The organism is Streptomyces sp. PA03-5A, assembly GCF_033792725.1.
Classification (GTDB): domain Bacteria; phylum Actinomycetota; class Actinomycetes; order Streptomycetales; family Streptomycetaceae; genus Actinacidiphila.
In genome coordinates, this window is sequence record NZ_JARAVL010000029.1 from 14,154 (window position 1) to 37,016 (window position 22,863).

Annotated in this window: 16 protein-coding genes; 3 read left to right on the forward strand and 13 right to left on the reverse strand. The window is 72.4% G+C overall.

Annotated elements, in window-relative coordinates:
• Nucleotides 1-67: 67 nt before the first annotated feature.
• From PV410_RS30745 to PV410_RS30755, 3 genes are all read right to left on the reverse strand, one after another.
• Nucleotides 68-844: a GNAT family N-acetyltransferase gene (locus PV410_RS30745; RefSeq protein ID WP_500329026.1), complete on the reverse strand. Its 777-nt coding sequence runs from the start codon at nt 842-844 to the stop codon at nt 68-70.
• A complete protein-coding gene (locus PV410_RS30750; protein WP_500329027.1) occupies nt 841-1,791 on the reverse strand; it encodes a helix-turn-helix domain-containing protein in 951 nt (316 codons plus the stop codon). Before PV410_RS30750 ends, PV410_RS30745 begins: the two co-directional genes overlap by 4 nt.
• Nucleotides 1,792-2,398: 607 nt before the next feature.
• Nucleotides 2,399-3,100, reverse strand: a complete 702-nt coding sequence (locus PV410_RS30755; protein WP_500329028.1) for a DUF4232 domain-containing protein — start codon at nt 3,098-3,100, stop codon at nt 2,399-2,401.
• Nucleotides 3,101-3,701: 601 nt separating this feature from the next.
• Between PV410_RS30755 and PV410_RS30760 the strand changes: the two genes are divergently transcribed.
• Complete coding sequence (locus PV410_RS30760; protein WP_500329029.1) at nt 3,702-4,682, forward strand: hypothetical protein; 981 nt, start codon at nt 3,702-3,704, stop codon at nt 4,680-4,682.
• Here the strand turns inward: PV410_RS30760 and PV410_RS30765 are convergent.
• The 5 genes from PV410_RS30765 to nrdR form a co-directional block, all read right to left on the reverse strand.
• A complete protein-coding gene (locus tag PV410_RS30765) occupies nt 4,679-6,271 on the reverse strand; it encodes a serine/threonine-protein kinase (protein WP_500329030.1) in 1,593 nt (530 codons plus the stop codon). The genes PV410_RS30760 and PV410_RS30765 overlap by 4 nt on opposite strands.
• Nucleotides 6,272-6,322: 51 nt before the next feature.
• A complete protein-coding gene (locus tag PV410_RS30770) occupies nt 6,323-6,790 on the reverse strand; it encodes a hypothetical protein (RefSeq protein WP_500329031.1) in 468 nt (155 codons plus the stop codon).
• A gap of 174 nt (nt 6,791-6,964) precedes the next feature.
• Complete coding sequence (locus tag PV410_RS30775) at nt 6,965-8,332, reverse strand: dipeptidase (protein WP_500329032.1); 1,368 nt, start codon at nt 8,330-8,332, stop codon at nt 6,965-6,967.
• A 409-nt stretch (nt 8,333-8,741) separates the two neighbouring features.
• Nucleotides 8,742-11,645 carry a vitamin B12-dependent ribonucleotide reductase gene (locus PV410_RS30780; protein ID WP_500329033.1) on the reverse strand — a complete coding sequence of 968 codons (2,904 nt, stop codon included), beginning with the start codon at nt 11,643-11,645 and terminating at the stop codon, nt 8,742-8,744.
• A gap of 126 nt (nt 11,646-11,771) precedes the next feature.
• Nucleotides 11,772-12,284: a transcriptional regulator NrdR gene (nrdR, locus tag PV410_RS30785; RefSeq protein WP_499514420.1), complete on the reverse strand. Its 513-nt coding sequence runs from the start codon at nt 12,282-12,284 to the stop codon at nt 11,772-11,774.
• 535 nt (nt 12,285-12,819) lie between these two features.
• On the opposite strand from nrdR, the gene lexA reads away from it, so the two are divergent.
• Nucleotides 12,820-13,590: a LexA family protein gene (gene lexA / locus PV410_RS30790; RefSeq protein WP_499514419.1), complete on the forward strand. Its 771-nt coding sequence runs from the start codon at nt 12,820-12,822 to the stop codon at nt 13,588-13,590.
• Nucleotides 13,591-13,695: 105 nt separating this feature from the next.
• On the opposite strand, the gene PV410_RS30795 is transcribed toward lexA, so the two are convergent.
• The 4 genes from PV410_RS30795 to PV410_RS30810 form a co-directional block, all read right to left on the reverse strand.
• The gene (locus tag PV410_RS30795) at nt 13,696-15,684 is read right to left on the reverse strand and encodes an ATP-dependent DNA helicase (RefSeq protein WP_500329034.1); all 1,989 of its coding nucleotides are present in this window, start codon (nt 15,682-15,684) and stop codon (nt 13,696-13,698) included.
• Nucleotides 15,685-15,763: 79 nt separating this feature from the next.
• The gene (locus PV410_RS30800; protein ID WP_500329035.1) at nt 15,764-16,513 is read right to left on the reverse strand and encodes a GNAT family N-acetyltransferase; all 750 of its coding nucleotides are present in this window, start codon (nt 16,511-16,513) and stop codon (nt 15,764-15,766) included.
• A gap of 21 nt (nt 16,514-16,534) precedes the next feature.
• Nucleotides 16,535-18,400: an IucA/IucC family protein gene (locus tag PV410_RS30805; RefSeq protein WP_500329036.1), complete on the reverse strand. Its 1,866-nt coding sequence runs from the start codon at nt 18,398-18,400 to the stop codon at nt 16,535-16,537.
• Between the two features lie 67 nt (nt 18,401-18,467).
• Nucleotides 18,468-19,850 (reverse strand): diaminobutyrate--2-oxoglutarate transaminase family protein, encoded by a 1,383-nt coding sequence (locus PV410_RS30810; protein ID WP_500329090.1) that lies wholly within the window; start codon nt 19,848-19,850, stop codon nt 18,468-18,470.
• 203 nt (nt 19,851-20,053) lie between these two features.
• On the opposite strand from PV410_RS30810, the gene PV410_RS30815 reads away from it, so the two are divergent.
• Nucleotides 20,054-21,229 carry a trypsin-like serine peptidase gene (locus tag PV410_RS30815; RefSeq protein WP_500329037.1) on the forward strand — a complete coding sequence of 392 codons (1,176 nt, stop codon included), beginning with the start codon at nt 20,054-20,056 and terminating at the stop codon, nt 21,227-21,229.
• Between the two features lie 69 nt (nt 21,230-21,298).
• On the opposite strand, the gene hflX is transcribed toward PV410_RS30815, so the two are convergent.
• A complete protein-coding gene (hflX, locus tag PV410_RS30820) occupies nt 21,299-22,798 on the reverse strand; it encodes a GTPase HflX (RefSeq protein WP_500329038.1) in 1,500 nt (499 codons plus the stop codon).
• Between the last annotated feature and the right edge of the window lie 65 nt (nt 22,799-22,863).

The window sequence follows — 22,863 nt, forward strand, 5'->3', positions numbered from 1 at the left end:
GGGACTCCAGGTGCCCCGGCCCGGCGCGGCGGCGCGGGACACCGTCCGGGCCGGGCCGCACCGGTCGTCACGCCTGCGGCGGGGCCGAGATCATGGTCAGCTGCTCCTCGGTGCGGAAGCCGGCCGAGGCGTACACGGATTCGCCCATGCTGCTCGCGTAGAGGTACGCGGTGGTGGCACCTGCGGCATGGCCCGCACGCACGATCTCCATGGTGACGGCCCTCCCGTAGCCGCGGCGCCGGTACTCCGGGAGCGTGGAGATGTTGAAGATCCCCGTCAGACCGCCGGACACGGCTCCCAGCCCCGTCCCCACCGGCACGCCGTCCACCTCGGCCAGGTAGCAGGTGAACCCCTCGATGCGGGCGACGGCCGGATCGGCGAACATGCCGAAGAACTCGTACGGTGCCTCGAAGCCCTCCGCCATCACCTCGGCGTACAGGCCGAGTTCGCCGCCGCCCAGCGCGCGGACGGTCAGGGACCCGTCGACGGGCTCCGGTGGCATTCCCTCGGCTGCGTTCCTGATCATGAGCGGTGTGCGGTCGAACCGGGTCAGCCCGTACTGTGCCGCCACCTCGGTGACCTCGGCTCCGGGTACCCCGCGCACGTAGATGCTCCAGGGGACGTCCCACGGCTCGGAGGCCGCCAGCGCGGCCATCTCTACCGCATCCGGTTCCAGCGCCGGGGCGAGGATGCCGTTCAGCGAGGCGACCGGCGCCCCGGTGACGGCCAGCAGGGTGCCGCCCGCACCCCTGCGGGTGCGTCCGGTGGCCGCGCCGGCCAGTCCCTCCACGACGTCGGTGTAGGCGGATGCGACCGGCGCGAGCGGGTCCTGGACTCGGGTCATGACGGACCGACCTTTCTCTGGTCTCTCAAGTAGGCGGCCGGAGTGGCCCCGTAGAACGATTTGAAGTGCCTGATGAAGTGACTGGCGTCCGAGAAGTGCCAACGCGCCGCGATCTCCGACATCCCGGCCGCGCCGCCCACGTTCATGAGCTCGTCGTGCGCCCTCTGCAGCCGCCTCCGCCGGGCGAACGCCATGACGGAGTCGTCCGACGCCGAGAAGCACCGGTGCAGCGTCCGCAGGGACACCCCGACGCTCCGGGCGACCATCGGAGGGGACAGGTCGCCGCTCTCCAGGTGCTTCTCTATGACGTTCTTGGCGGCGACCACGACGGCCCTGGGGTGGTCGTCCAGCCCAGGACCGGGGCGCTCCGAGATGATCCGGGAGAACAGGGTGGCCACGGCGTCCCTGGCCATCCGCTGCGCGGCGACCGAACCGGCCAGTTCGCCGCTGCTCCTCTTGATCGTTTCAAGGAAGTTGACGAAGAACCGGACCTCGGGGACGTCGACGTCCGACACGTACGCGTCGCTGAGCGCCTTGAGCGATCCGAGGCGCGGAACGACGAGGTGCCGCGGGATCGATATGACGTGCGCGGTCGTCGCCGGCGAGCAGGAGAACTCCCAGGAGGACTTGGTGTCGCGTATGCAGATCTGCCCGGGCCTGACCGCATGCCTTTTCTTCCCGCCCAGGAACTCGATCCATCCCGAGGTCACCAGATCGGCCACGATCGGATCACGGTCGTGGTTGTTGCCCGATACCCCGGTCAGCGAATCGCAGTACACCTGGGCGGACAGCAGGCCGTCGATGAGGTGCCCGTTCGCGGCGAATCGAAAACCGCGGTGAACGGCGGGACGAGGAACGGCCAGGCGTATGAGGTGGGAGAACGGACCCCGCTCCCATTGCGTGAAATGGCGCTCAGAAACTTGTGCCTGTTCGGCCGTGAGGCTCATTCTCTCCCGGTACTTTATCGCGCTGTCGTGAACCGGCCATGAATTCACCGAGCCCGCCGTCCGCTGACCTTCCACCCGCATCCTCCCGCGATCGCCCCGTCACCCGCCGCAGAACGCGTTGAGCGATCGACGTGAAACCTGAATTGATATTGTTCACCCCCGATCGGCCGCCCGGTCTACACACCCGCAAAGGGATGCCGAGCACCTCAGCCGATTCCCGACGATGCGGACGCCGCACCAGGGCGCCCCGTGCCCAAGAGGGCCACAGCGCGCTCCGGCACCTCTGACAAGGTTGTCACCGAGACGGGCCTCATTGCCCGTGAGGTCGTTCACGACCGGGTGCGCCCGGCGCCGGGAGTGCGCGTCAGCCGACGGCAACACCGCACGGCGGGGGCGGGCACAGCTCGTACGACACGCCACGGGCGCGTCGACGGCTGCTCGTCGGCATTATTTCCGACGGCACCGCTCACCGAATAGTACGACCGTGCCAGATCGGCGTCCGCGTGGAGCGTGGGACCGGCACTCCGCTTCCATGCGTCACGGCCCCGGGCCGCCTGGGGGATCCGGCCGCCGGCCCGGTGGCCGGCCCCCCCCCGGGACGCGCGGGTCAGCGGGCGGGCCGGACCGGGCCGACCTTCAGGCCGCCCGCGCCCCGGCCGCTGCACTGCGAGGCCTTCCACGCCACGTTGATCTGGTCCTTCGAACCGGGCGGGAACACGCCGAGGTAGTTGACGCTCCGCAGCGCGCACGCGTCGTCGGAGTACCCGGCCTGCCCGTTCGGCGCCTGCGCGTCGACGACGGCGCGGGCGTCCGGGTCCAGGGTCACCGTGGCGACCGGCGTCCCCGTGGTGCGTTCCGCGGCGTTGCCCACCTGCCCGCCGTCACGCCCGTGGAAGGACACCCCGGGGAAGCCCGTGAGCGTGCACGCCGCCCTGCCCGTGTTCCGGAAGACCAGCTGGAAATGCGTCGTGCCCGCGCCGGATTCCTTGTCCCCGATGGAAACCGAGAGCTGCGAGGACGCGCACCGCTGTGCTCCGCCCTCACGCCCCGAGCCGGAATCGGCGACGGAATCCTGTCCCGCGGAACGGTCGGACGACCCGGCCTCGGAATCCCGGTCCTCCCCGTCCGAACCGGCGTCGCCCGAATTTCCGCGGGCCGGTGACGTGATCCCGGAGGGCGCCGCCGCGGAGGACGGGGAGGAGCCGGCTCCGGAAGCGTCCTTCGTATCCGGTCCGCACGCCGTCACGGCGAAACCGGCCACGACCAGAGCGAGAACGGGAACGGCACGGCGGACAGTCGAAACCTGCATCGGAATAACCCCAATTTCTTGACGCCGGCGAGGCCCCTCCCCGCCATGTCCCTCACTCTGGCCGTTCACCCGGCACCGGACCAGGCACGCAGGGACCCTGTGACGACCTCATCCGTGATCGGTTACCGACCGATGACACCGCAGAAATTCTCGGCACCCAAATAGATGCGCATGCATTCAGCCCGTGCCGCCGGCGCACGGGAAATAGATCCGCCTGCCGGCGCTTCCACGGCGCCCTTGGAAGTTCTTGACGTCCACCATGTGTCCGTTCCGTCGTCTTCGTTCGTGGTGTGCTGTCGCTCCCATCAGTCAACCCGGTGGGTGTTCACGCCTCGTCGACTGTGCGTTGACGAATCGTCCTCGGCCGGTTGACGCGGGTCCCGCCCGACCGGGCTTCCCGGCACGCCCGATTGGAAGATCCGCGCCCGGCGATGGAAGGGATGTGCCGATATCTCAGGGGTGTTGGCCATCGCCTCTGACGCTTTGTCATGCTGATGGCCCGCCGCCCCCTGTGCCTCGCGCATCGCCGTGCCGCGCGGTCCCTGGTGCGTCAACCGCCGTCCGAGGTCGAAGGAGACCGCACACCGTGAACCATCCGCGCGTGTCGTTTCATCAGGTGCGCGTCACCATGGCCGTGCTGAGCCTCGCGCTGTTCGCCCAGACGGCGATCTGGCTCGTGCGCGACGTCGTCGTGCGCGGCCTGCCGGGTGCATGGGCGCTGTGGACGGCCGGTGACGCGCCCGGCCTGTCGGCGACGTCCTCGCTGGACCTCGGCCTTGCGGCGCTGCAATTGGCCGCCGGGCTGGCGGCGCTCCATCAGACCCGGGGCGCCGGCGGTCTGCTGGTGACCGCGTGCGCGGTGACGTTCGGCTTCCGGCTGCCCGCGGTCTGGTACTTCCTGCTCGACTCGCCCTCCGACCCGTGGTTCGGCACGCTCAAGGGCGCCTCGGTGAGCGCCGTCGGCGGCACCGCCGCCGTCGCCGTGGTGCTGGCCCTCGTCCTCGGCGGGCTCCTGGTCCTGGCGCGGCAGATGGAGTACGGGGCCTCCGCCGCGGACGCGGTCTCCGGTGGCGGGATCCGCCCGGTGAAGGTCACGGCCACGACCTCCGGCCTGCTGCTGGCGGTGCTCAACGTCTTCTACATCGGCCGGAACGCGGTGACGGCCTTCGAGGTGGGCCCCGGCACGCTCGGCGAGCTGCTCGTCGGCAAGGGCACCGGGCGGGCGGTCCTCGGCGTTTCCGCCCCCTACCAGTGGGCCTGCCTGACGGTGCTGTGCGGGGCCGGCGTGTTCCTCGCCACCCGGCGCCGCCCCGTCGCGACCGGCTTCTCCGTGGGTCTGTCGCTGTTCATGATGCCGTCGGCGCTCACGGAGTTGTGGGCGCACGCGGCAGGCACGGTGCCGCAGTCCCTCGTGGACACGTCCCAGAGCCTGCTGGAGTTCGTGGGTTCCGCGGCGGTCGTCGCCCTCGTCGCCGGGGACCTCCGCCGCGACCGCCGGCCGCACTTGCGCACCCTCGCGGACACCGCCCCCTCGGTACCGGCCGGGGCGGCCGAAGCCGGCGACCCCGCACAGCGCACCTAGTCGTCGAGGCGGAGTCCGGCGACCGCGTTGTCGAAGACGGCCCGGTAGGAGCCCCACCGGTCCGACGGAGCGGAGAGGTAGACGGTGAACTCCTTTTCCCCGGGCTGCCCGAAGCCGAGGTCGACGGCCCGGAAGTCCCGGGCCGTCCCCTTGAAGGTGAACTCCCATACGGCGGCGGGCCTCCCGCGCCACCGGGTGCTCTGCATCCGCAGCCGCTCGTAGCCCTCCAGGTCGGGGACCATCTGCTCCTCGACGTCCTCGAAGTGCTGCAGCGGGCTGGGGCCCGCGAAGTCGAGCGCGGCGACCCGCAGGCCCACCAGCCCCGTCGGGTCGACGTAGACGAACTGCCGCCCGCCGTCGCTCACCTGGCGCTTCCAGCCGTCCGGCACGGGGACGGAGAAGCCGCGGTCCCGCTCCTCGACAAGGTGGTAGCCGTCCGGGACGGGGGGCGGTGCGTACGAGGGTGCCGCCGACGGGGAAGGGCCGGCCGCGGCGGAGGCGGAGGGCGTGCCCGGCGTGGTCACCGCGGGCGGGGACGAGGGCGAGGTCGCCGTGCCGTGGTGCCGGTCGCCGAAGTGCGGCACGCCGTACACGACCCCGCCTGCGAGGACGGGCACCAGGGCGGCGGCGGTCCACAACGGGGCGCCGCGGCGCCGGGGGCGCGGCAAGCGGACGGGCGCGGTCGTGGTGCCGCTGCTCCGGGGGCGCACGGCAGGGGCCGGCCCGACCGGGGATGCGAGGCCGTCCCGCGACACGTTCTCGGTCTCGGTCTCGGCGGCGCTCGCCCGCAGCACCCGCTCGGCCTCCGCCGCCGACAGACGCCGCTCCGGCTCCCGCACCAGCAACCCCGCGATGACCGGCGCCAACGGCCCCGCCCGGCCCGCCACCGGCACCTCATCGGTGGCGATCGCGTACGCCGTCTCGATCGCCGTGTCCCGGCGGAACGGCGAACGCCCCTCCACCGCCTGGAACAACGTCGCCCCCAACGCCCACAGATCCGCCTCAGGCCCCGGAGCACCACCGGTCAGCCGCTCCGGAGCCAGGAAGTCGATCGAACCGATCAGCTCACCCGTCCGCGTCAGCGTCGACGTCCCCGAAGCCTGCGCGATCCCGAAGTCCGTCAGCACCACCCGCCCCGACGCCGACAACAGCACGTTGCCCGGCTTCACATCCCGGTGCAGCACCCCCGCCGCATGCGCCGCACGCAACGCCGCCACCATCCCCCGGCCGATCCGGGCCGCCTCCCCCGGCGCCACCGGACCCCGCTCCTTCAGCAGATCGCCCAAGGTCGTCGACGGCACGTACTCCATCACGATCGTCGGCAGACCCTCGTCGTCCACCACGTCGTGCACCACCACGACATTGGGATGACTGATCCGCGCCGCACTGCGCGCCTCCCGCCGGGTCCGCTCGAACAACGTCTCCAGCTCGTCGTCCTGCAGGTGCGGCTGGGGCTGGTGGAGGCGCTTGACCGCCACCGCACGGCCCAGCAGCTCGTCCTCGGCCCGCCAGACCGTACCCATGCCGCCACGGCCTATCCGCTCGACCAGCCGGTATCTCCCGGCCACCAGGCGTCCGAGCTCGGACATCGCGCGATTCTCCTTGGTCATCCGTTGACGGGTCCCTTCGACCGGCCGGGCTCAGGACAGGGCGACGACCCGTGCCTGCGCCGGGCCCGCGTCGAAACGCAGGACGATGTCGTAGAGGTAGGTGTCGCCGGCCCGGGGCCCCAGGGCCGTCCGGGTCCCGGGGCGCAGCAGGCGGGAGACGGTCTCGTGCCGCTCACCCGGCGCCGAGCCGCTGACGGTGACGAGCCGCAGGGCGGTACGCCCGGTGTTCTCGAGGGTGACGGTGCGGGTCCGCGGGCACGGAGCGGCCGCGGTGCCCGCGGACCCGCACCGGAAGCGGACGTCGCCGAAGTTCCCCAGCCCGCAGGAGACCTCGGTGGCGTAGTCGATGTCCGACGAGCAGACGGCGCCGACCCGCAGACCGGCCGGCGGGGCGGCCTCGACCGCCGCCCCGTGCGCGTCGGAACCGCGTGGCTGCACGACGGCGAACACACCGAGTACGGCGGTGGCGAGTACGGCGGGTACGAGTGCTTTCCGCACCGGGTGCTCCAGGAGGCGGGCGAGCCGCGGCGCGCGCCGCCGGACGGCGGATGCCTCCGGGCAGCGGGTCGCCGCGGGTGCTGCGGGATCAGTGACGGATCGCGGATCGGGGGCCGCGGTGTGGACGACGGCGCTTCCCCTCGGTAATGGCACCTGATTCATGGGATCCGCCCGCTATCCGCGGATTCCCGTTCCGGCGTAGTGGCGCATGAAATGGGCTTCGGCGACGGCGAGCCGCCGCAGTTCGTCGACGGACACGCTCTCGTCCACGGCGTGGATCTGTGCCTCCGGTTCGCACAACCCGATCAGGAGGATCTCCGCCCGTGGGTAGAGGGAGGCGAGGGTGTTGCACAGGGGGATGCCGCCGCCGAGCCCCGCGATGTTCAGGTCGCGACCGCTGTAGGCCGTGCGCATGGCCTCGGCCATGGCGGTGTAGGCGGGGCTCGAGGTGTCGGCGAGGAACGGCTCGCCCTGGGCGACCTGCTCCACGGACACCCGTGCGCCCCACGGGGTGTGCTTCTCGATCTGGGCGGTCAGCAGCTCCGTGGCCTGCGCGGCGTCGACGCCCGGAGGGATGCGCAGGCTGATCGCCGCCCGCGCGCTTGCGTGGACGGAAGGGGTGGCACCCACGACGGGGGGACAGTCGATGCCCATCACGCTGAGGGACGGCCGTGCCCAGAGCCGGTCCGCCACGGAGCCGGTGCCGACGAGGTCCACCCCGTCCAGTACCCCGCCGTCCACGCGGAAATCGGCCTCGGGGTAGGCCAGTCCTCGCCATGCGCCGCCGGTCTCCAGGCCTTCGACCCGGGGCGATCCGTCGTCGTCCACCAGCGAGCCGAGGATCTTCACGAGCGCGGTGAGCGCGTCGGGCGCGGCCCCGCCGAACTGGCCGGAGTGCAGGTTGCCGCGCAGGGTCTCGACGCCGATCCGGAGCATCGTGATGCCGCGCAGCGACGCGGTGACGGTCGGCATCCCGAGGCGGAAGTTCCCGGCGTCACCGATGAGGATCACGTCGGCTTCGAGCACTTCGGGGTGGGCCCGCGCGTACCGTTCCAGGCCGCCCGTCGCCTGCTCCTCGGAGCCCTCCACGATCACCTTGACGTTCAGCGGCACGCCGCCGTGCGCCTTGAGCGCGCGCAGGGCCAGGAGGTGCATGACCACGGCGCCCTTGCAGTCCGCGGTGCCGCGTCCGTACCACCGTCCGTCGCGCTCGGTCAGCTCGAACGGCGGGGTGCGCCAGGCCTGTTCGTCCGGGGCCGGCTGGACGTCGTAGTGCGCGTACAACAGGATCGTGGGAGCCCCCGCCGGCCCCGCGAGGTGACCGTGGACGGACTGGTGGCCGTCGGGCATGTCGAGGACGCGTACGTCGTCGAATCCTTCGTCCCGCAGGGCGCCGGCCACCCAGGCGGCAGCCTTGTGGCATTCCTCGGGGGGTGACACGGCCGGGTCCGCGACCGACCTGAACGCGACGAGTTCCGCGAGCTCGTCCCGCGCTGCCGGGATCAGCGAGGCGACGGTGTCGGCGAGGGGATCGGTGGACAACGGCAACTCCTTGGCGTGCGGGGAAGGGAGCGCCGATCGCCGGAGGAGGGAAAACGCCTCACCGTCACGGGAATTCGACAACCCCCTCGACCCTAATCGCGTCGCGACGCAGGGGAATAGAAGGTGCGTGCCATTCTCGGCGGCACGAATACCGGAGGAAAAGCAATCCGGCCGGAGGTCCACGGAGGCGCTGGCCGGCCGAGCGCCGCTCATCGAGGAGGGCCGGGGCCCGTCCTCGACGAGCGGCGTCCTGGCCGGCACCGCCTACCGGCCGCTGCCGGCCTGACGGCCCGGCCTCACTTCAGGTGCCGGCGAGCCCCGGGCGGTGCCGACGGGAAAACCCGCGAGGGGGATCCGGGACGAATCCGGATCCCCCTCGCGGGCACCTTCGGGTGACGACCGCCCGGGATCAGCTGCAGCCGCTGGTGGAGCCGCAGCCCTCGCAGAGGTAGCAGCTGCCCGCGCGGCGCATCTTCGTGCCGCAGGAGAAGCAGAGCGGGGCGTCGGCGTTGAGGCCGAGCTGGATCTCCAGCAGCTCCGTGGAGTTGTGCGCGGTCTTCGGCGCCGGGGTCACCGCGACGACCTCGGGCTTGGCCGTGGCGGCCGGCTTGGGCGCCTCGGTCTGGCGCGGGGCGGACTGCGCCAGGCCCTCGACGTCGACCTCCTCGGCGGCGGGCTCGTACGAGCCCGTGTCGAGGTGGCGCTGGCGCTCCTCGGCGGAGTGGATGCCGAGGGCGGAGCGGGTCTCGAAGGGCAGGAAGTCCAACGCCAGGCGGCGGAAGATGTAGTCGACGATCGACTGCGCCATCCGCACGTCCGGGTCGTCCGTGAGACCGGCCGGCTCGAAGCGCATGTTGGTGAACTTCGAGACGTAGGTCTCCAGCGGCACGCCGTACTGCAGGCCGACGGAGACGGCGATGGAGAAGGCGTCCATCATGCCCGCGAGGGTCGAGCCCTGCTTGGACATCTTCAGGAAGACCTCGCCCAGACCGTCGTCCGGGTAGGAGTTCGCGGTCATGTAGCCCTCGGCGCCACCCACCGTGAAGGAGGTGGTGATCCCCGGACGGCCCTTGGGGAGCCGGCGGCGGACCGGGCGGTACTCGACGACCTTCTCGACCGCGGCGGGGGCCTCCGCCGTCTCGGCCTTCTTCTCGTCCGCCTTCTTCTTGGCGGAGAGCGGCTGGCCGACCTTGCAGTTGTCGCGGTAGATCGCGAGCGCCTTCAGGCCGAGCTTCCAGCCCTCGTAGTAGATCTCCTCGATCTCCTCGACGGTCGCCGACTCCGGCATGTTGACCGTCTTGGAGATGGCGCCGGACAGGAACGGCTGGGTCGCGGCCATCATCCGGACGTGGCCCATCGGCGCGATGGAGCGCTCGCCCATGGCGCAGTCGAAGACCTCGTAGTGCTCGGACTTCAGGCCGGGCGCGTCGATGACGCTGCCGTGCTCGGAGATGTGGGCGACGATCGCCTCGATCTGCTCCTGCTGGTAGCCCAGGCGGTGCAGGGCCTGCGGGACCGTGTTGTTCACGATCTGCATGGAGCCGCCGCCGACCAGCTTCTTGAACTTGACCAGGGCGAGGTCCGGCTCGATCCCGGTGGTGTCGCAGTCCATCATCAGGCCGATGGTGCCGGTCGGGGCCAGCAGGGAGGCCTGCGCGTTGCGGAATCCGTTCTTCTCGCCGAGGCGCAGGACGTCCTGCCAGGCCTCGGTGGCCGCGGCCCAGACCGGGGAGTCCAGGTCGTCCATCCGCGTGGCGACCGCGTTGGCGTCGGAGTGCTGCTTCATGACGCGCTTGTGGGCGGTGGCGTTGCGGGCGTAGCCGTCGTACGGGCCGACGACCTCGGCGAGCTCCGCGGAGCGCTTGTACGAGGTGCCGGTCATCAGGGAGGTGATGGCACCGGCCAGCGCGCGGCCGCCCTCGGAGTCGTAGGCGTGGCCGGTCGCCATGAGCAGCGCGCCGAGGTTGGCGTAGCCGACGCCCAGCTGGCGGAAGGCCCGGGTGGTCTCGCCGATCTTCTGCGTCGGGAAGTCCGCGAAGGAGATGGAGATGTCCATCGCGGTGATGACGAGCTCGACGACCTTGGCGAAGCGCACGGCGTCGAAGCGCTGGTTGCCCTTCCCGTCGTCGTCGAGGAACTTCATCAGGTTGAGCGAGGCGAGGTTGCAGGACGAGTTGTCCAGGTGCATGTACTCGCTGCAGGGGTTGGACGCGGTGATGCGGCCGGTCTCCGGCGTGGTGTGCCAGTGGTTGATGACGTCGTCGTACTGGATGCCGGGGTCGGCGCAGGCCCAGGCGGCCTCGGCCAGCTTGCGGAACAGCGCCTTGGCGTCGATCTCCTCGATGACCTCGCCGGTCATCCGGGCGCGCAGGCCGAACTTCTCGCCGTTCTCGTACGCCTTCATGAACTCTTCGTTCACGCGGACGGAGTTGTTGGCGTTCTGGTACTGGACGGACGCGATGTCGTCGCCGCCCAGGTCCATGTCGAAGCCCGCGTCGCGCAGGGCGCGGATCTTCTCCTCCTCCTTCACCTTGGTCTCGATGAAGGCCTCGACGTCGGGGTGGTCGACGTCCAGGACGACCATCTTGGCCGCGCGGCGGGTGGCGCCGCCGGACTTGATGGTGCCGGCGGAGGCGTCCGCGCCGCGCATGAAGGAGACGGGGCCGGAGGCGTTGCCGCCGGAGGAGAGCAGCTCCTTGGAGGAGCGGATGCGGGAGAGGTTCAGGCCCGCGCCGGAACCGCCCTTGAAGATCATCCCCTCTTCCTTGTACCAGTCGAGGATGGACTCCATGGAGTCGTCGACCGAGAGGATGAAGCACGCCGAGACCTGCTGCGGCTGGGCGGTGCCGACGTTGAACCAGACCGGGGAGTTGAAGCTGAAGACCTGGTGGAGCAGGGCCCAGGTGAGCTCGTGCTCGAAGATCTCCGCATCGGCGGGCGACGCGAAGTAGCCGTGGTCCTCGCCGGCCTTGCGGTACGTCGTGACCACGCGGTCGATCAGCTGGCGGAGGCTGCTCTCGCGCTGCGGGGAACCGACGGCACCGCGGAAGTACTTGCTGGTGACGATGTTGACCGCGTTCACCGACCAGAAGTCGGGGAACTCCACGCCGCGCTGCTCGAAGTTGATCGAGCCGTCGCGCCAGTTGGTCATGACGACGTCACGGCGTTCCCAGGCCACCTCGTCGTAGGGGTGCGTCCCCGGGGTGGTGTGGATGCGCTCGATGCGCAGGCCCTTGGCGGCCGGAGCCGCCGCGGCCGCCTTGCCGGCCTTGGCTCGGGAGCTCCGTGCCGGGCCGCTCGTCGTCTCTGTCATGTGCCGCCTCCCATTACAGGCATTACAGGTAAAACGCCCTGAAGCGCCGCGGTCTTCCCGCGTCTGTGTCTCTCACGGCCGGTACACCCCCGGGTGCCCGGCAAGTCTCGTACCGGTGTGCCGCCGCTACTCTGCGGCGACGGCGGCGGTCGGGACGGCTCCGTCCCGGTCCCGCCCACCGGTGTCGTCCGGTGGTCCCTGGTCGCGCAGCTCGGCGATCGCCGTCTCGAAGTCCTCGAGCGAGTCGAAGGCCCGGTAGACGGAGGCGAAGCGGAGGTAGGCGACCAGGTCCAGGTCCTTCAGCGGGCCGAGTATGGCCAGTCCGACGTCGTGGGTCGACAGCTCGGCGCTGCCCGTGGCGCGCACCGCCTCCTCGACGCGCTGCCCGAGCTGGGCGAGGGCGTCCTCGGTGACGGGCCGGCCCTGGCAGGCCTTGCGGACTCCGGCGATGACCTTGTTACGGCTGAAGGGTTCGGTGACCCCGCTGCGCTTGATCACCATCAGCGAGGCCGTCTCCACGGTGGTGAAGCGGCGGCCGCAGTCGGGACACTGCCGGCGACGACGGATCGAGGTGCCGTCGTCGGTGGTCCGGCTGTCGACGACGCGGCTGTCGGGGTGTCGGCAGAAGGGGCAGTGCATCGTTTCCCTCTCCCTCCCTCACCCACGGTGAGCGCACGACTTCTGAGCCCGAGGGGCCGGTCACGGCCCCGCGAAGCAGCCACAAGCATAGGCGATCCGGGAGGGCTTGATGACCCGGGGACCACTACTTGTGGGGGCTGGACCCCATCCAACCACTAGATCTGGTGGCGTGGCGGCCATATGCACCCATCGCGCGGACCGCGTGTCGCGGCCCGCCGACGGGACGGGAGCCTACGCGACGCGCGGCCTCCCGGGAGAGCCGGGGCGCGGATGACACACTGGGTGTACGGATCGTCACGGCTCGCGCATCATGGAACCGGGCGGGCGGACCGGGGCGACACCGCAATACCGGCCCGGGGAAACGGCGTTCGGATCCCGAATGCGGGCTGAATTCGAAATTATATTCGATCAATACCATCTACACCTTGATCGCGTCACCGGATCCGCGCAAATTCACTCGAACGTGTGTTTGGCGCAACCTTTCGAAAGCAACTACCGTTGTCCTACTAGGGAGAACATCTCGAGAGGGGCCGCCGTGACCACCACCGCCGACAGCGCCACATTGACCGCCCATGACCGCCCCCAGGACCGGCTACGCCCGATGGAAGCGATGAACGACGAGACGCCAAAGCCCGCGCGAGCGCTACCCGGACGACCTCCAGGAATCCGGGCGGACAGTTCCGGACTCACCGACCGCCAAAGGCGCGTCATCGAGGTGATCCGGGATTCCGTCCAGCGGCGCGGATACCCGCCGTCCATGCGCGAGATCGGCCAGGCCGTCGGGCTGTCGAGCACCTCGTCGGTCGCCCATCAGCTCATGGCGCTGGAGCGCAAGGGCTTCCTCCGGCGTGACCCGCACCGGCCCCGCGCTTACGAGGTACGCGCCTCCGACTCCGCGCAGGCGCAGCCCACGGACACCGCGGGCAAGCCGTCCGCGTCGTACGTCCCCCTGGTGGGCCGGATCGCCGCCGGTGGCCCGATCCTCGCCGAGGAGTCCGTGGAGGACGTGTTCCCGCTCCCCCGCCAGCTGGTGGGCGACGGCGAGCTGTTCGTCCTGAAGGTCGTGGGCGACTCGATGATCGAGGCGGCCATCTGCGACGGCGACTGGGTGACCGTGCGCCGTCAGCCGGTCGCGGAGAACGGCGACATCGTCGCCGCGATGATCGAGGGAGAGGCCACGGTCAAGCGCTTCAAGCGCGAGGACGGGCATGTGTGGCTGATGCCGCACAATGCCGCGTACCAGCCCATCGCCGGTGACGAGGCGACCATCCTCGGCAAGGTGGTGGCGGTACTGCGCCGGGTCTGAGCCAAGGACCCGCCCGTGACCGGGCCCCGGAACCTCTGCGCCGGTTCCGGGGCCCCGTTGTGTGCCGGGGCTGCTGTCGTGCTCTGCCGGGGGTGCCCGGTGGCGTCACTCGGCCGCCGAGGCGGCGGCGTCGATGGCGGCCAGCGAACGGCGGACCTGGTTGCGGTCGGTCGTCTGCCAGAAGTCCGGCATCGAGGCCTTGATGAAGCCGCCGTAGCGGGCCGTCACCAGCCGGGGGTCGAGGACGGCGACGACCCCGCGGTCCCCGGAGGCCCGCACCAGCCGGCCGGCGCCCTGCGCCATGAGCAGGGCCGCGTGCGTGGCCGCGACCGCCATGAAACCGTTGCCGCCCCTGTCCTCCACCGCCTTCTGGCGCGCGCTCATCAGCGGGTCGTCGGGGCGGGGGAACGGGATCCGGTCCATGACGACCAACTGGCAGTTCGGCCCGGGCACGTCCACGCCCTGCCAGAGCGAGAGGGTGCCGAACAGGCAGGTGCGGGCGTCGGAGGCGAAGCGGCGGATCAGCTCGCCCAGGGTCTCCTCGCCCTGCAGCAGGACCGGGTGGTCGATGCGGCCGCGCAGCACCTCGGCGGCGCCCTGGGCCGCACGCATGGACGAGAACAGCCCGAGCGTACGGCCGCCCGCGGCCTCGATCAGCTCCGCGAGCTCGTCCAGCATGTCCTCGCGGCCGCTGTCCCGGCCGGGCTGCGACAGATGACGGGCGACGTAGAGGATGCCCTGCCGGGGGTAGTCGAAGGGCGAACCGACGTCGACGCCCTTCCACACCGGCGGCTCCTCCTCGCCCTCGGCGGCCACGGTGCCCTCCGGGGCCAGCCCGAGCGAGGCCGCGACCCCGTTGAAGTCGCCGCCGAGCCGCAGCGTGGCCGAGGTCAGGACGACGGATCGCTCGGTGAACAGCTTCTCCCGCAGCAGTCCGGAGACGCTGAGCGGGGCGACCCGCAGCGAGGCGCCGAAGCGGTCGTGGCGCTCGTACCAGACGACGTCGTACTCGGAGCCCTCCACGATGCGCTCGGCGACCTCGTGGACGTTCTCCGTGGCGGCGAGGGCCATCTTCCGCACGGCGTCCTCGTCCTGCACGGAGCGGTCACGGGTCTCGCCGAGCGAGGTGATGACCTGACGGCAGGCGTCGCGCAGCGCCATCAGGGCGTAGCGGAGATCCTCGGGCAGCTCCTCCAGACGCCCGGGGAGGGCCAGCTCCATGAGCCGCTCGAAGCCCTCCGACGCGCTCATCAGGGCGTCCGCGGCCTTCTCGTTGACCAGCTTGGCCGCGAGCTTCACCGTCCGGTTGACCCTGCCGGGGGTGAGCTCGCCCGTGGCGACCCCGGTGACGCGCGAGACCAGTTCATGGGCCTCGTCGACGACCAGCACCTCGTGGCTGGGCAGGACGGGCGCGCCCTCCAGGGCGTCGATGGCCAGCAGCGCGTGGTTGGTGACCACGACGTCGGCGAGCTTGGCGCGCTCGCGCGCCGCCTCCGCGAAGCACTCGGCGCCGTAGGCGCAGCGCGAGGCGCCCAGGCACTCGCGGGAGGTCACCGAGACCTGCTGCCAGGCGCGGTCCGATACGCCGGGGGTGAGGTCGTCGCGGTCGCCGCTCTCCGTCTCGTCCGACCAGTCGCGCAGCCGGAGCAGGTCCTGGCCGAGCTTGCTGGTCGGCGCCGCGGCCTCGAACTGGTCGAAGAGCCCGTCGCCCTCGTCCTGCGGCACGCCCTCGTGGAGCCGGTGCAGGCACAGGTAGTTGGAGCGGCCCTTGAGCATCGCGAACTGCGGTTCGCGGCGCAGCAGCGGCTGCAGCGCGGTGACGGTGCGGGGCAGGTCGCGCTCGACGAGCTGGCGCTGCAGGGCCAGGGTCGCGGTGGCCACCACGACGCGTTCGCCCTGCGCCAGCGCGGGCACCAGGTAGCCCAGCGACTTGCCGGTTCCGGTGCCGGCCTGGACCAGCAGGTGGGAGCCGCTGTCGACGGCTTCGGCGACGGCTTCGGCCATGGTGACCTGGCCGGGGCGCTCCACTCCGCCGACCGCGGTGACGGCGGCGTGGAGGAGGTCGGTGAGGGCGGGCTTCGCGGGCTGTGTCATAGGGCATCCAGCCTACGGGGCGGCACTGACACCGCGGTCGCCACCGCACGTACCGGCGCCCGCCCGCGGGCGCGGCCGGTCACAGGACGTGACGCAGCGTGCGGTCGCGGACCAGCAGCGCGGCCCGCTTGCCGGGCAGCTCGACCTCCGCGGAGAAGCGGAAGCCCGCGGCGAGGAAGGCGGCCACGGACGGGGTGTTGCGCAGGTCGGGCTCGGCGATCACCCGGGTGCACCGGGGGCGCTGCCGCAGGGCGTGGTCGGCGACGGCCCGCAGCAGGGTGCCGCCGAGGCCGCGGGCCCGGTCGGCGACGGGACCGATGAGCAGGTGGAGCCCGGTGTCGTGAGGGCGGGCCGGGTAGTAGCGGGCCACCGCGTCGAGGTCGGCGCGGTACACCTCCCAGTAGCTCATGGGCACCCCGTCGAGGACCCCGACGCAGGGCATGCTGCGCCCGTCGCCGTCGAGCTGGGCGCGCAGGTGCCGCTCGGCGACCTCGGGCCGGCCCGCGAGGTCCCAGAACTCCGCGACGGCGGGGTCGTTCATCCAGTGGGTGATGACCGGGAGGTCGCGCTCGGGGCGTACGGGGACGAGCTGGAAGGTGCCCGCGGGGGTGCCGACCGGCCCCCAGTCGGCGACGCCGTCGAGGAGGTCGTCGAGCGGGGCCGGGCCGCCGGCGCGGTCGTCGGCGGTGACGTCCTCGTCGAGGAGGGCGCGGAGCTCGGGCGGCAGTTCCAGGTCGAGGGTGTCGTCGGCGTTCCCGGCACCGGGGTCCCGGGGGTCGGCGGTCGCGGGCGGGCACACGGGGGCGGGGGTGGGGTCGGCGGTCGCCACGGTGGTCGCGGCCTCCTCTCGTCAGGCGGTGAGGGGGTTGGGGACGGTGACGTAGACGGACTGGGTGTCGACGGGGCCGGCCAGCTCGTCCATCCCGTGCAGCCGGGTGAGGAGGTTGGCCTTGCAGCGCAGCCCGGGTTCCGCCAGCAGCCGTGCGGGCAGGCCGGAGCGGCCGGTGCGGGCGGCCTGCTCCAGGAAGCGGCGCAGGGCGGCGAGGAGCACCCGTTCGTCGGCGAGGCGCTGGGAACCCAGGGCGCCGACCAGGCCGAGGACGTTGTTGACGCCGAGGTAGTAGGCGAAGCGCTCGTCCGCCACGGCGTCGGCCACGAAGGTGTCGCTGCTCCCGCCGGCCCCGGGCAGCAGGGCGGTGAGCCCGGCGCGCGCGGACTCGCGGAAGTAGTAGCCCTGGTTGTCGCGGTAGCGGCCGCCGGCCGGCCAGCCGTGGGCGTCGAGGACGACCAGGGTGTTCTGCTGGTGGGCCTCCAGGGCGATGCCCGCCTCGCCGTCCAGCCACAACACCGGCCGGACCACGGCGTCCAGGTAGCGCAGGAACCACTCGGTGGCGACGGCCGTCACCGGTCGTCCGGTACGGGACGCGAGCCGGCCCAGCAGTTCGCCGAGCCGGGACCGCAGGGCGCCCCCGTCCGGCGCGGGGCGCAGGGCCGTGATCCCGGCGAGGCAGCGCACCTCGTCGCCGGGGCCGAAGGGGTTGTGCCGCAGGACGACGTCGAGGCCGGGTACGGGGGCGCCGGAGGCGGTGCCGACGGCCAGCCAGGCGGGGTCGCGGACGATGTCGAACCCGGGGTGCGCGGCGTGCCAGCGCGCGGCGAGGCCGGCCCGCAGCAGCCGGTGCACCTCGACGCCCCGGTGGAGTTCCTTGCGGAGGTTCTCGCGGCGGGAGTTGGTGATCCGCAGGGCCAGCGAGAGCTTGAGCATCGCGGGAGCGCCCGGACGGAACACCGTGCGCAGCGAGGACGTGGGGTGCCAGGGGTCGCCCGCGGCCCCGAGGTCGTGGAGCAGCCCGGCCTCCAGCAGTGCGCGCACCGCCGGGCGGTGGGCGACCTCGCGGGCCTGCCAGGGGTGGAGCGGCAGGGCCACGGTGCCGGCGGGCAGCCGCCGGGCGAGTTCCGGTCCGGCGAGGGCCGCCAGCAGGTGCTCGGCGGGGACCGGGCGGCCGCGTTCGGTCCAGGCGGAGTCGGTGGCCAGCAGCGAGCGGTGCACGGACAGCCAGTGCAGGGCGAAGGCCCCGCGCGTTTCCGGGGCGTAGACCACGGCCTCGGTCTCGGTGAGTCCTTCCCGGCCCTTGGGCGCGGGGTGGAGCGGGTGGCCCAGGACGAGGGCCTGCTCGGAGTCGAGGAAGGGGTGGGTCCCCCGGGGGGCGGCGGGGCGGGCGCGGCGTGCGGAGAGGAAGGCGGCGGTCTGGCGTACGGAGTCGGCGACCCGCGCGACGAGGCCGGGACCGTCCGGACCGGCCGCGGCGGCCTCCCGTGCGAGCAGCGCGGCGAGGGTGACGGCGTCCAGTGCGGCGCCCCCGGCGGCGGGGCGCGGGGCGCCGAGACGGTGGTGGCCGACGGCCGACCAGTGCAGGACCGGGACGAGGAGTTCCGCGCCGCCGGCGGGCAGCGGCACGCGCAGGGTGCGGCCGTCCGGCTCCGGTGGCAGCCCCGTCTCGCGGACCCAGCAGCGCAGCAGGGCCTCCGTGCCGGCGGCGTCGGCGGCGGCCCACGGATCCGCCTGCTCCAGGGGGTCGTCGCCGGGTGACGGGGCGGACGGTCCGGGCAGCCCGGCGTGGGCCGGCGGTTCGGCCCGGCCCGGCATTTCGGCCGCGGCGGCGCGCTGCTGGGGGACGGCTGCCACGGTGGCTTCGTCGCCGGGACGTACGGTCATCGCTTCGCTCCGTGAGGGGTCGGCGCCCGGTGCGGTCCGCCCCGGGGCGGGGCCGGTGGGCACGAGGTCACGCCCGGACCGCCGTCGCCGCGACGAGGGCGTCGGCGAGGCGGTCGAGGACGGCTTCTGACTGTTCTTCGGTGATCGTCAGCGGGGGCAGCAGCCGGATCACGGCGGCGTCGCGGCCGCCGAGTTCGACGATGAGGCCGCGGTCGAGGGCGGCCCGCCGGACGGCCGCCGCGAGGCGGGGCGCGGTCGGGGGGACGCCCCGGGGGCCGGGGGCGGCGTCCGGGTCGACGAGTTCGACGCCCAGCATGAGGCCGCGGCCGCGGACGTCGCCGACGCAGGGGTGCTCCGCGGCCAGGGCCCGCAGCCGGGCGAGCATCCGGGCACCGAGCTCGGCGGCGCGCTCGGCGAGGCCGTTGCGCCGCACGTAGGCGAGGGTGGCCGTGCCCGCGGCCATGGCGAGCTGGTTGCCGCGGAAGGTGCCCGCGTGGGCACCGGGCTGCCAGGAGTCGAGTTCCTCGCGGTAGACGATGACGGCGAGCGGGAGGCTGCCGCCGATCGCCTTGGACAGCACCATCACGTCCGGGACGACGCCGCTGTGCTCGACGGCCCAGAAGGTCCCGGTGCGCCCCACGCCGGTCTGCACCTCGTCGGCGATGAGCGGGATGCCGCGGGCCGCGGTGAGGTCGCGCATCCGCCGCAGCCAGGTGTCGGGGGCGGGGATGACACCGCCCTCGCCCTGGACGGGTTCGAGGAGCATGCCCGCGGGGGGCTGGATGCCGCCCTTGGGGTCGTCGAGCAGGTTCTCCGTCAGGCGGGCGGAGAGTTCGGCGCCGTGTTCCCCGCCGACGCCGAACGGGCAGCGGTAGCCGTACGGGTAGGGGAGCCGGGTGATCCGGGCGTCGACGGCGCCGGCCGCGCCCCGCACGGCGATGTCCCCGGTGGCGGCGAGGGCGGCGGCGGTCATGCCGTGGTAGCCGCCGGAGAAGGCGAGCAGTCCGCTGCGGCCGGTGGCGGTGCGGACGAGTTTGAGGGCGGCCTCGACTGCGTCGGTGCCGGCCGGGCCGCAGAACTGGATGCGTCCGTGGTCGGCGAGTTCGCGCGGCAGGGTCTCGAAGAGCGCGGTGGTGAAGGCGTCCTTGACGGGGGTGGCGAGGTCCAGCACGTGGAGCGGGGCACCAGAGTCGAGGACGGCGCGGATGGCCTCGAGGACGACGGGGTGGTTGTGGCCGAGGGCGAGGGTGCCGGCGCCGGAGAGGCAGTCGAGGTAGCGGCGGCCGTCGGCTCCCTCGACGGTCATGCCGCGGGCGCGCACGGGGACGACGGGCAGCGAGCGGGCGTAGGTGCGGGCGGCGGACTCGCGCGCCGACTGACGCCGCAGGATGCCCTCGGTGTCGTCGAACTCGCCCTCGTGCACCGCCGGTCGGCTCCTGGCGCTCGGCATGGCGGCCACGTGCTCACTCCTCGGTGTCGTCTGCTCCGTCCCCGGAGCTACCAACGACGCACGCGCTTACCGGCAACTGTCTCGGGCCGAGATCCTGGCGAGGAACCGCGGGTGCGGCACCCGCCGTCCTCCCTTCGAGGGCACGGTGAGGCGTTGCCCTTGAGCGGGCAGACGACATGTTCACAACAGGGGGACCACAACCCATGGCACCGATAAGCCGGTTGGCCGTGGCCGCCGTCGCCGCGGCGCTGCTCGTCGTGACCGCGACCGCCTGCGGCCCGTCCGACGACAACGCCGACGCCAAGCCGAGCCCGACACCCAGCGCCACGGCCGGTGACGGCGGCCTCCAGCTGCCGACAGCCCTCCCGACCAGCCTCGACGACCTGGACCAGTGGGCCGACGCGCTGAAGAACGGCGGCTGGAAGGACTGGGACAAGGACAAGTGGCTGCGCGACGCGGCCGACTTCATCAATCCCGTCATCAAGGACCTCTGGGACGCCGACCGGCTCCGCAACGCCGACGGGACCCCGGACGACGAGCAACGGCCCGACCTGGGGCGGGTGGACGACGGCACCACCGACCGCGAGCCCGCCGCGATCCGGGCGCAGCGCCTTTCGACCCCGTACCACGAGGCCTCCCCGGCGACGGGCAAGCTGCTCTTCGACATGCCCGACGGCCAGGCGGTCTGCTCGGCGACCGTGGTCGGCGACCCGGCCAACCCGGGCCGCAGCAACCTGGTGTGGACGGCGGGGCACTGCGTGCACGCCGGCGCCCAGGGCGGCTGGTACCGCAACATCGTCTTCGTGCCGTCCTTCAACGACACGGGCCTGAGCGGCGCCGCGCTGCGGAGCGCCACCAAGGAGCAGCTCGCCCCCTACGGCACGTGGTGGGCGACGGAGGCGGGGACCTCCCAGCAGTGGATCGACGGGGGCGGGGAGTCCTCGGAGACGAGTTCCGCCTACCCCTACGACTTCGCGGTGCTGAAGGTGACCAACCCGGACTCCGGCACGTCGCTGGAGGAGACCGTCGGGGCGTCGGTGCCGGTCTGGTTCGACGCGCCCACCTCGGCCAGCATCGACTCCATGGACATCCGCGGCTACCCCGCCGCGGCCCCCTTCGACGGCTTCGGCTACCAGCAGTACCACTGCTCGGGCGACCCGGTCCGCCTCGCGCTGGACCCGGGGGCACCGACCATGCACTGGCTCGGCTGCACCATGACGGCGGGATCCTCCGGCGGCGGCTGGTTCGCCCGGGGGCCCGGCGGGAAGCCGGCCCTGGTCAGCAACACCTCCATCGGTCCGCAGGACAGTCCGCGCTGGCTGGCCGGACCGCATCTGGGCGCCGAGGCCGAGGAGGTCTTCGACGCGATCCGCGGCTGACACCGCCGCCGGACACGAGGAGGGCCCGCCCCCGGCCTGGGGCGGGCCCTCCTCGTACGTGCGTGCCGCCTAGCGGCGCGCGACCAGCGCGAACGGTTCGAGCTCCGCCGCGAGCTCGTCGTGCACCCGCGCCTTGAGCAGGGTGCCCTCGCCGGTGTGCTCCTCGGAGAGCACCTCGCCGTCCGCGTGCACGCGGGCGACGAGCGCACCGCGCGTGTACGGCACCAGGGCCTCGATCTCGACGGCGGGCCGCGGCAGCTCGTCGTCCACCATGGCGAGCAGCTCCGCGATGCCCCGCCCGGTGCGGGCGGATACGGCGATCGCGTGCTTCTCACGGCGCAGCAGGGACTGCAGCAGCACCGGGTCGGCGGCGTCCGCCTTGTTGATCACCACGATCTCCGGCACGTCCAGCGCGCCGACGTCGCGGAAGACCTCGCGCACGGCGGCGAGCTGCTCGTCCGGGTTGGGGTGCGAGCCGTCCACCACGTGCAGGATGAGGTCGGCCTCGGCGACCTCCTCCATGGTGGAGCGGAACGCCTCGACCAGGTGGTGCGGCAGGTGCCGCACAAAACCGACGGTGTCGGCCAGGGTGTAGAGCCGGCCGCTCGGGGTCTCCGCCCGGCGCACGGTCGGGTCCAGGGTGGCGAACAGCGCGTTCTCCACCAGGACGCCCGCGCCGGTGAGCCGGTTGAGCAGTGAGGACTTGCCGGCGTTGGTGTAACCGGCGATCGCCACCGAGGGCACCTTGTGGCGCTTGCGCTCCTGGCGCTTGAGGTCGCGGCTGGTCTTCATCTCCGCGATCTCCCGGCGCATCTTGGCCATCTTCTCGCGGATGCGCCGCCGGTCGGTCTCGATCTTGGTCTCACCGGGACCACGGGTCGCCATGCCGCCGCCCGAGGAGCCGGCGCCACCGCCACCCATCTGCCGGGACAGCGACTGACCCCAGCCTCGCAGCCGCGGCAGCATGTACTGCATCTGCGCGAGCGAGACCTGGGCCTTGCCCTCACGGCTCTTGGCGTGCTGCGCGAAGATGTCGAGGATCAGTGCGGTGCGGTCGACGACCTTGACCTTGACGACGTCCTCGAGGTGGATGAGCTGGCCGGGGCTGAGCTCACCGTCGCAGACCACAGTGTCCGCACCGCTCTCCATGACGATGTCGCGCAGCTCCTGGGCCTTGCCGGAACCGATGTAGGTGGCCGGGTCCGGCTTGTCACGCCGCTGGATGACACCGTCCAGGACGAGGGCGCCGGCGGTCTCGGCGAGGGCGGCGAGCTCCGCGAGGGAGTTCTCGGCGTCCTGCACCGTGCCGTCCGTCCAGACCCCGACGAGCACGACCCGCTCCAGGCGGAGCTGGCGGTACTCGACCTCGGTGATGTCCTCGAGCTCGGTGGAGAGGCCTGCGACGCGGCGCAGCGACGCCCGCTCGGAGCGGTCGAACTGGTCGCCGTCACGCTCTCCGTCGATCTCGTGACTCCAGGCGACGTCCTCTTCCATCAGGGCGTCGGCCCGAAGGCTCTCGGGGAGGCGCTGGCGGCTGCGGGCAGAAGAAGAGGAGGAAGAGGAGGTCATTGGATCCTTTGCTCGAAAGATCGGCGGGACGGGGGGCTCTCGCCCCTCGTACGGAGACAACGCCG

What these genes read in the sequence shown, in the direction of transcription:
- PV410_RS30805 (WP_500329036.1), bottom strand. Translation starts at nt 18,400, where the DNA reads ATGACCGTACGTCCCGGCGACGAAGCCACCGTGGCAGCCGTCCCCCAG.
- hflX (WP_500329038.1), bottom strand. Translation starts at nt 22,798, where the DNA reads ATGACCTCCTCTTCCTCCTCTTCTTCTGCCCGCAGCCGCCAGCGCCTC.
- PV410_RS30765 (WP_500329030.1), bottom strand. Translation starts at nt 6,271, where the DNA reads ATGTCCGAGCTCGGACGCCTGGTGGCCGGGAGATACCGGCTGGTCGAG.
- PV410_RS30815 (WP_500329037.1), top strand. Translation starts at nt 20,054, where the DNA reads ATGGCACCGATAAGCCGGTTGGCCGTGGCCGCCGTCGCCGCGGCGCTG.
- PV410_RS30750 (WP_500329027.1), bottom strand. Translation starts at nt 1,791, where the DNA reads ATGAGCCTCACGGCCGAACAGGCACAAGTTTCTGAGCGCCATTTCACG.
- PV410_RS30755 (WP_500329028.1), bottom strand. Translation starts at nt 3,100, where the DNA reads ATGCAGGTTTCGACTGTCCGCCGTGCCGTTCCCGTTCTCGCTCTGGTC.
- PV410_RS30780 (WP_500329033.1), bottom strand. Translation starts at nt 11,645, where the DNA reads ATGACAGAGACGACGAGCGGCCCGGCACGGAGCTCCCGAGCCAAGGCC.
- PV410_RS30795 (WP_500329034.1), bottom strand. Translation starts at nt 15,684, where the DNA reads ATGACACAGCCCGCGAAGCCCGCCCTCACCGACCTCCTCCACGCCGCC.
- PV410_RS30810 (WP_500329090.1), bottom strand. Translation starts at nt 19,850, where the DNA reads ATGCCGAGCGCCAGGAGCCGACCGGCGGTGCACGAGGGCGAGTTCGAC.
- nrdR (WP_499514420.1), bottom strand. Translation starts at nt 12,284, where the DNA reads ATGCACTGCCCCTTCTGCCGACACCCCGACAGCCGCGTCGTCGACAGC.
- PV410_RS30745 (WP_500329026.1), bottom strand. Translation starts at nt 844, where the DNA reads ATGACCCGAGTCCAGGACCCGCTCGCGCCGGTCGCATCCGCCTACACC.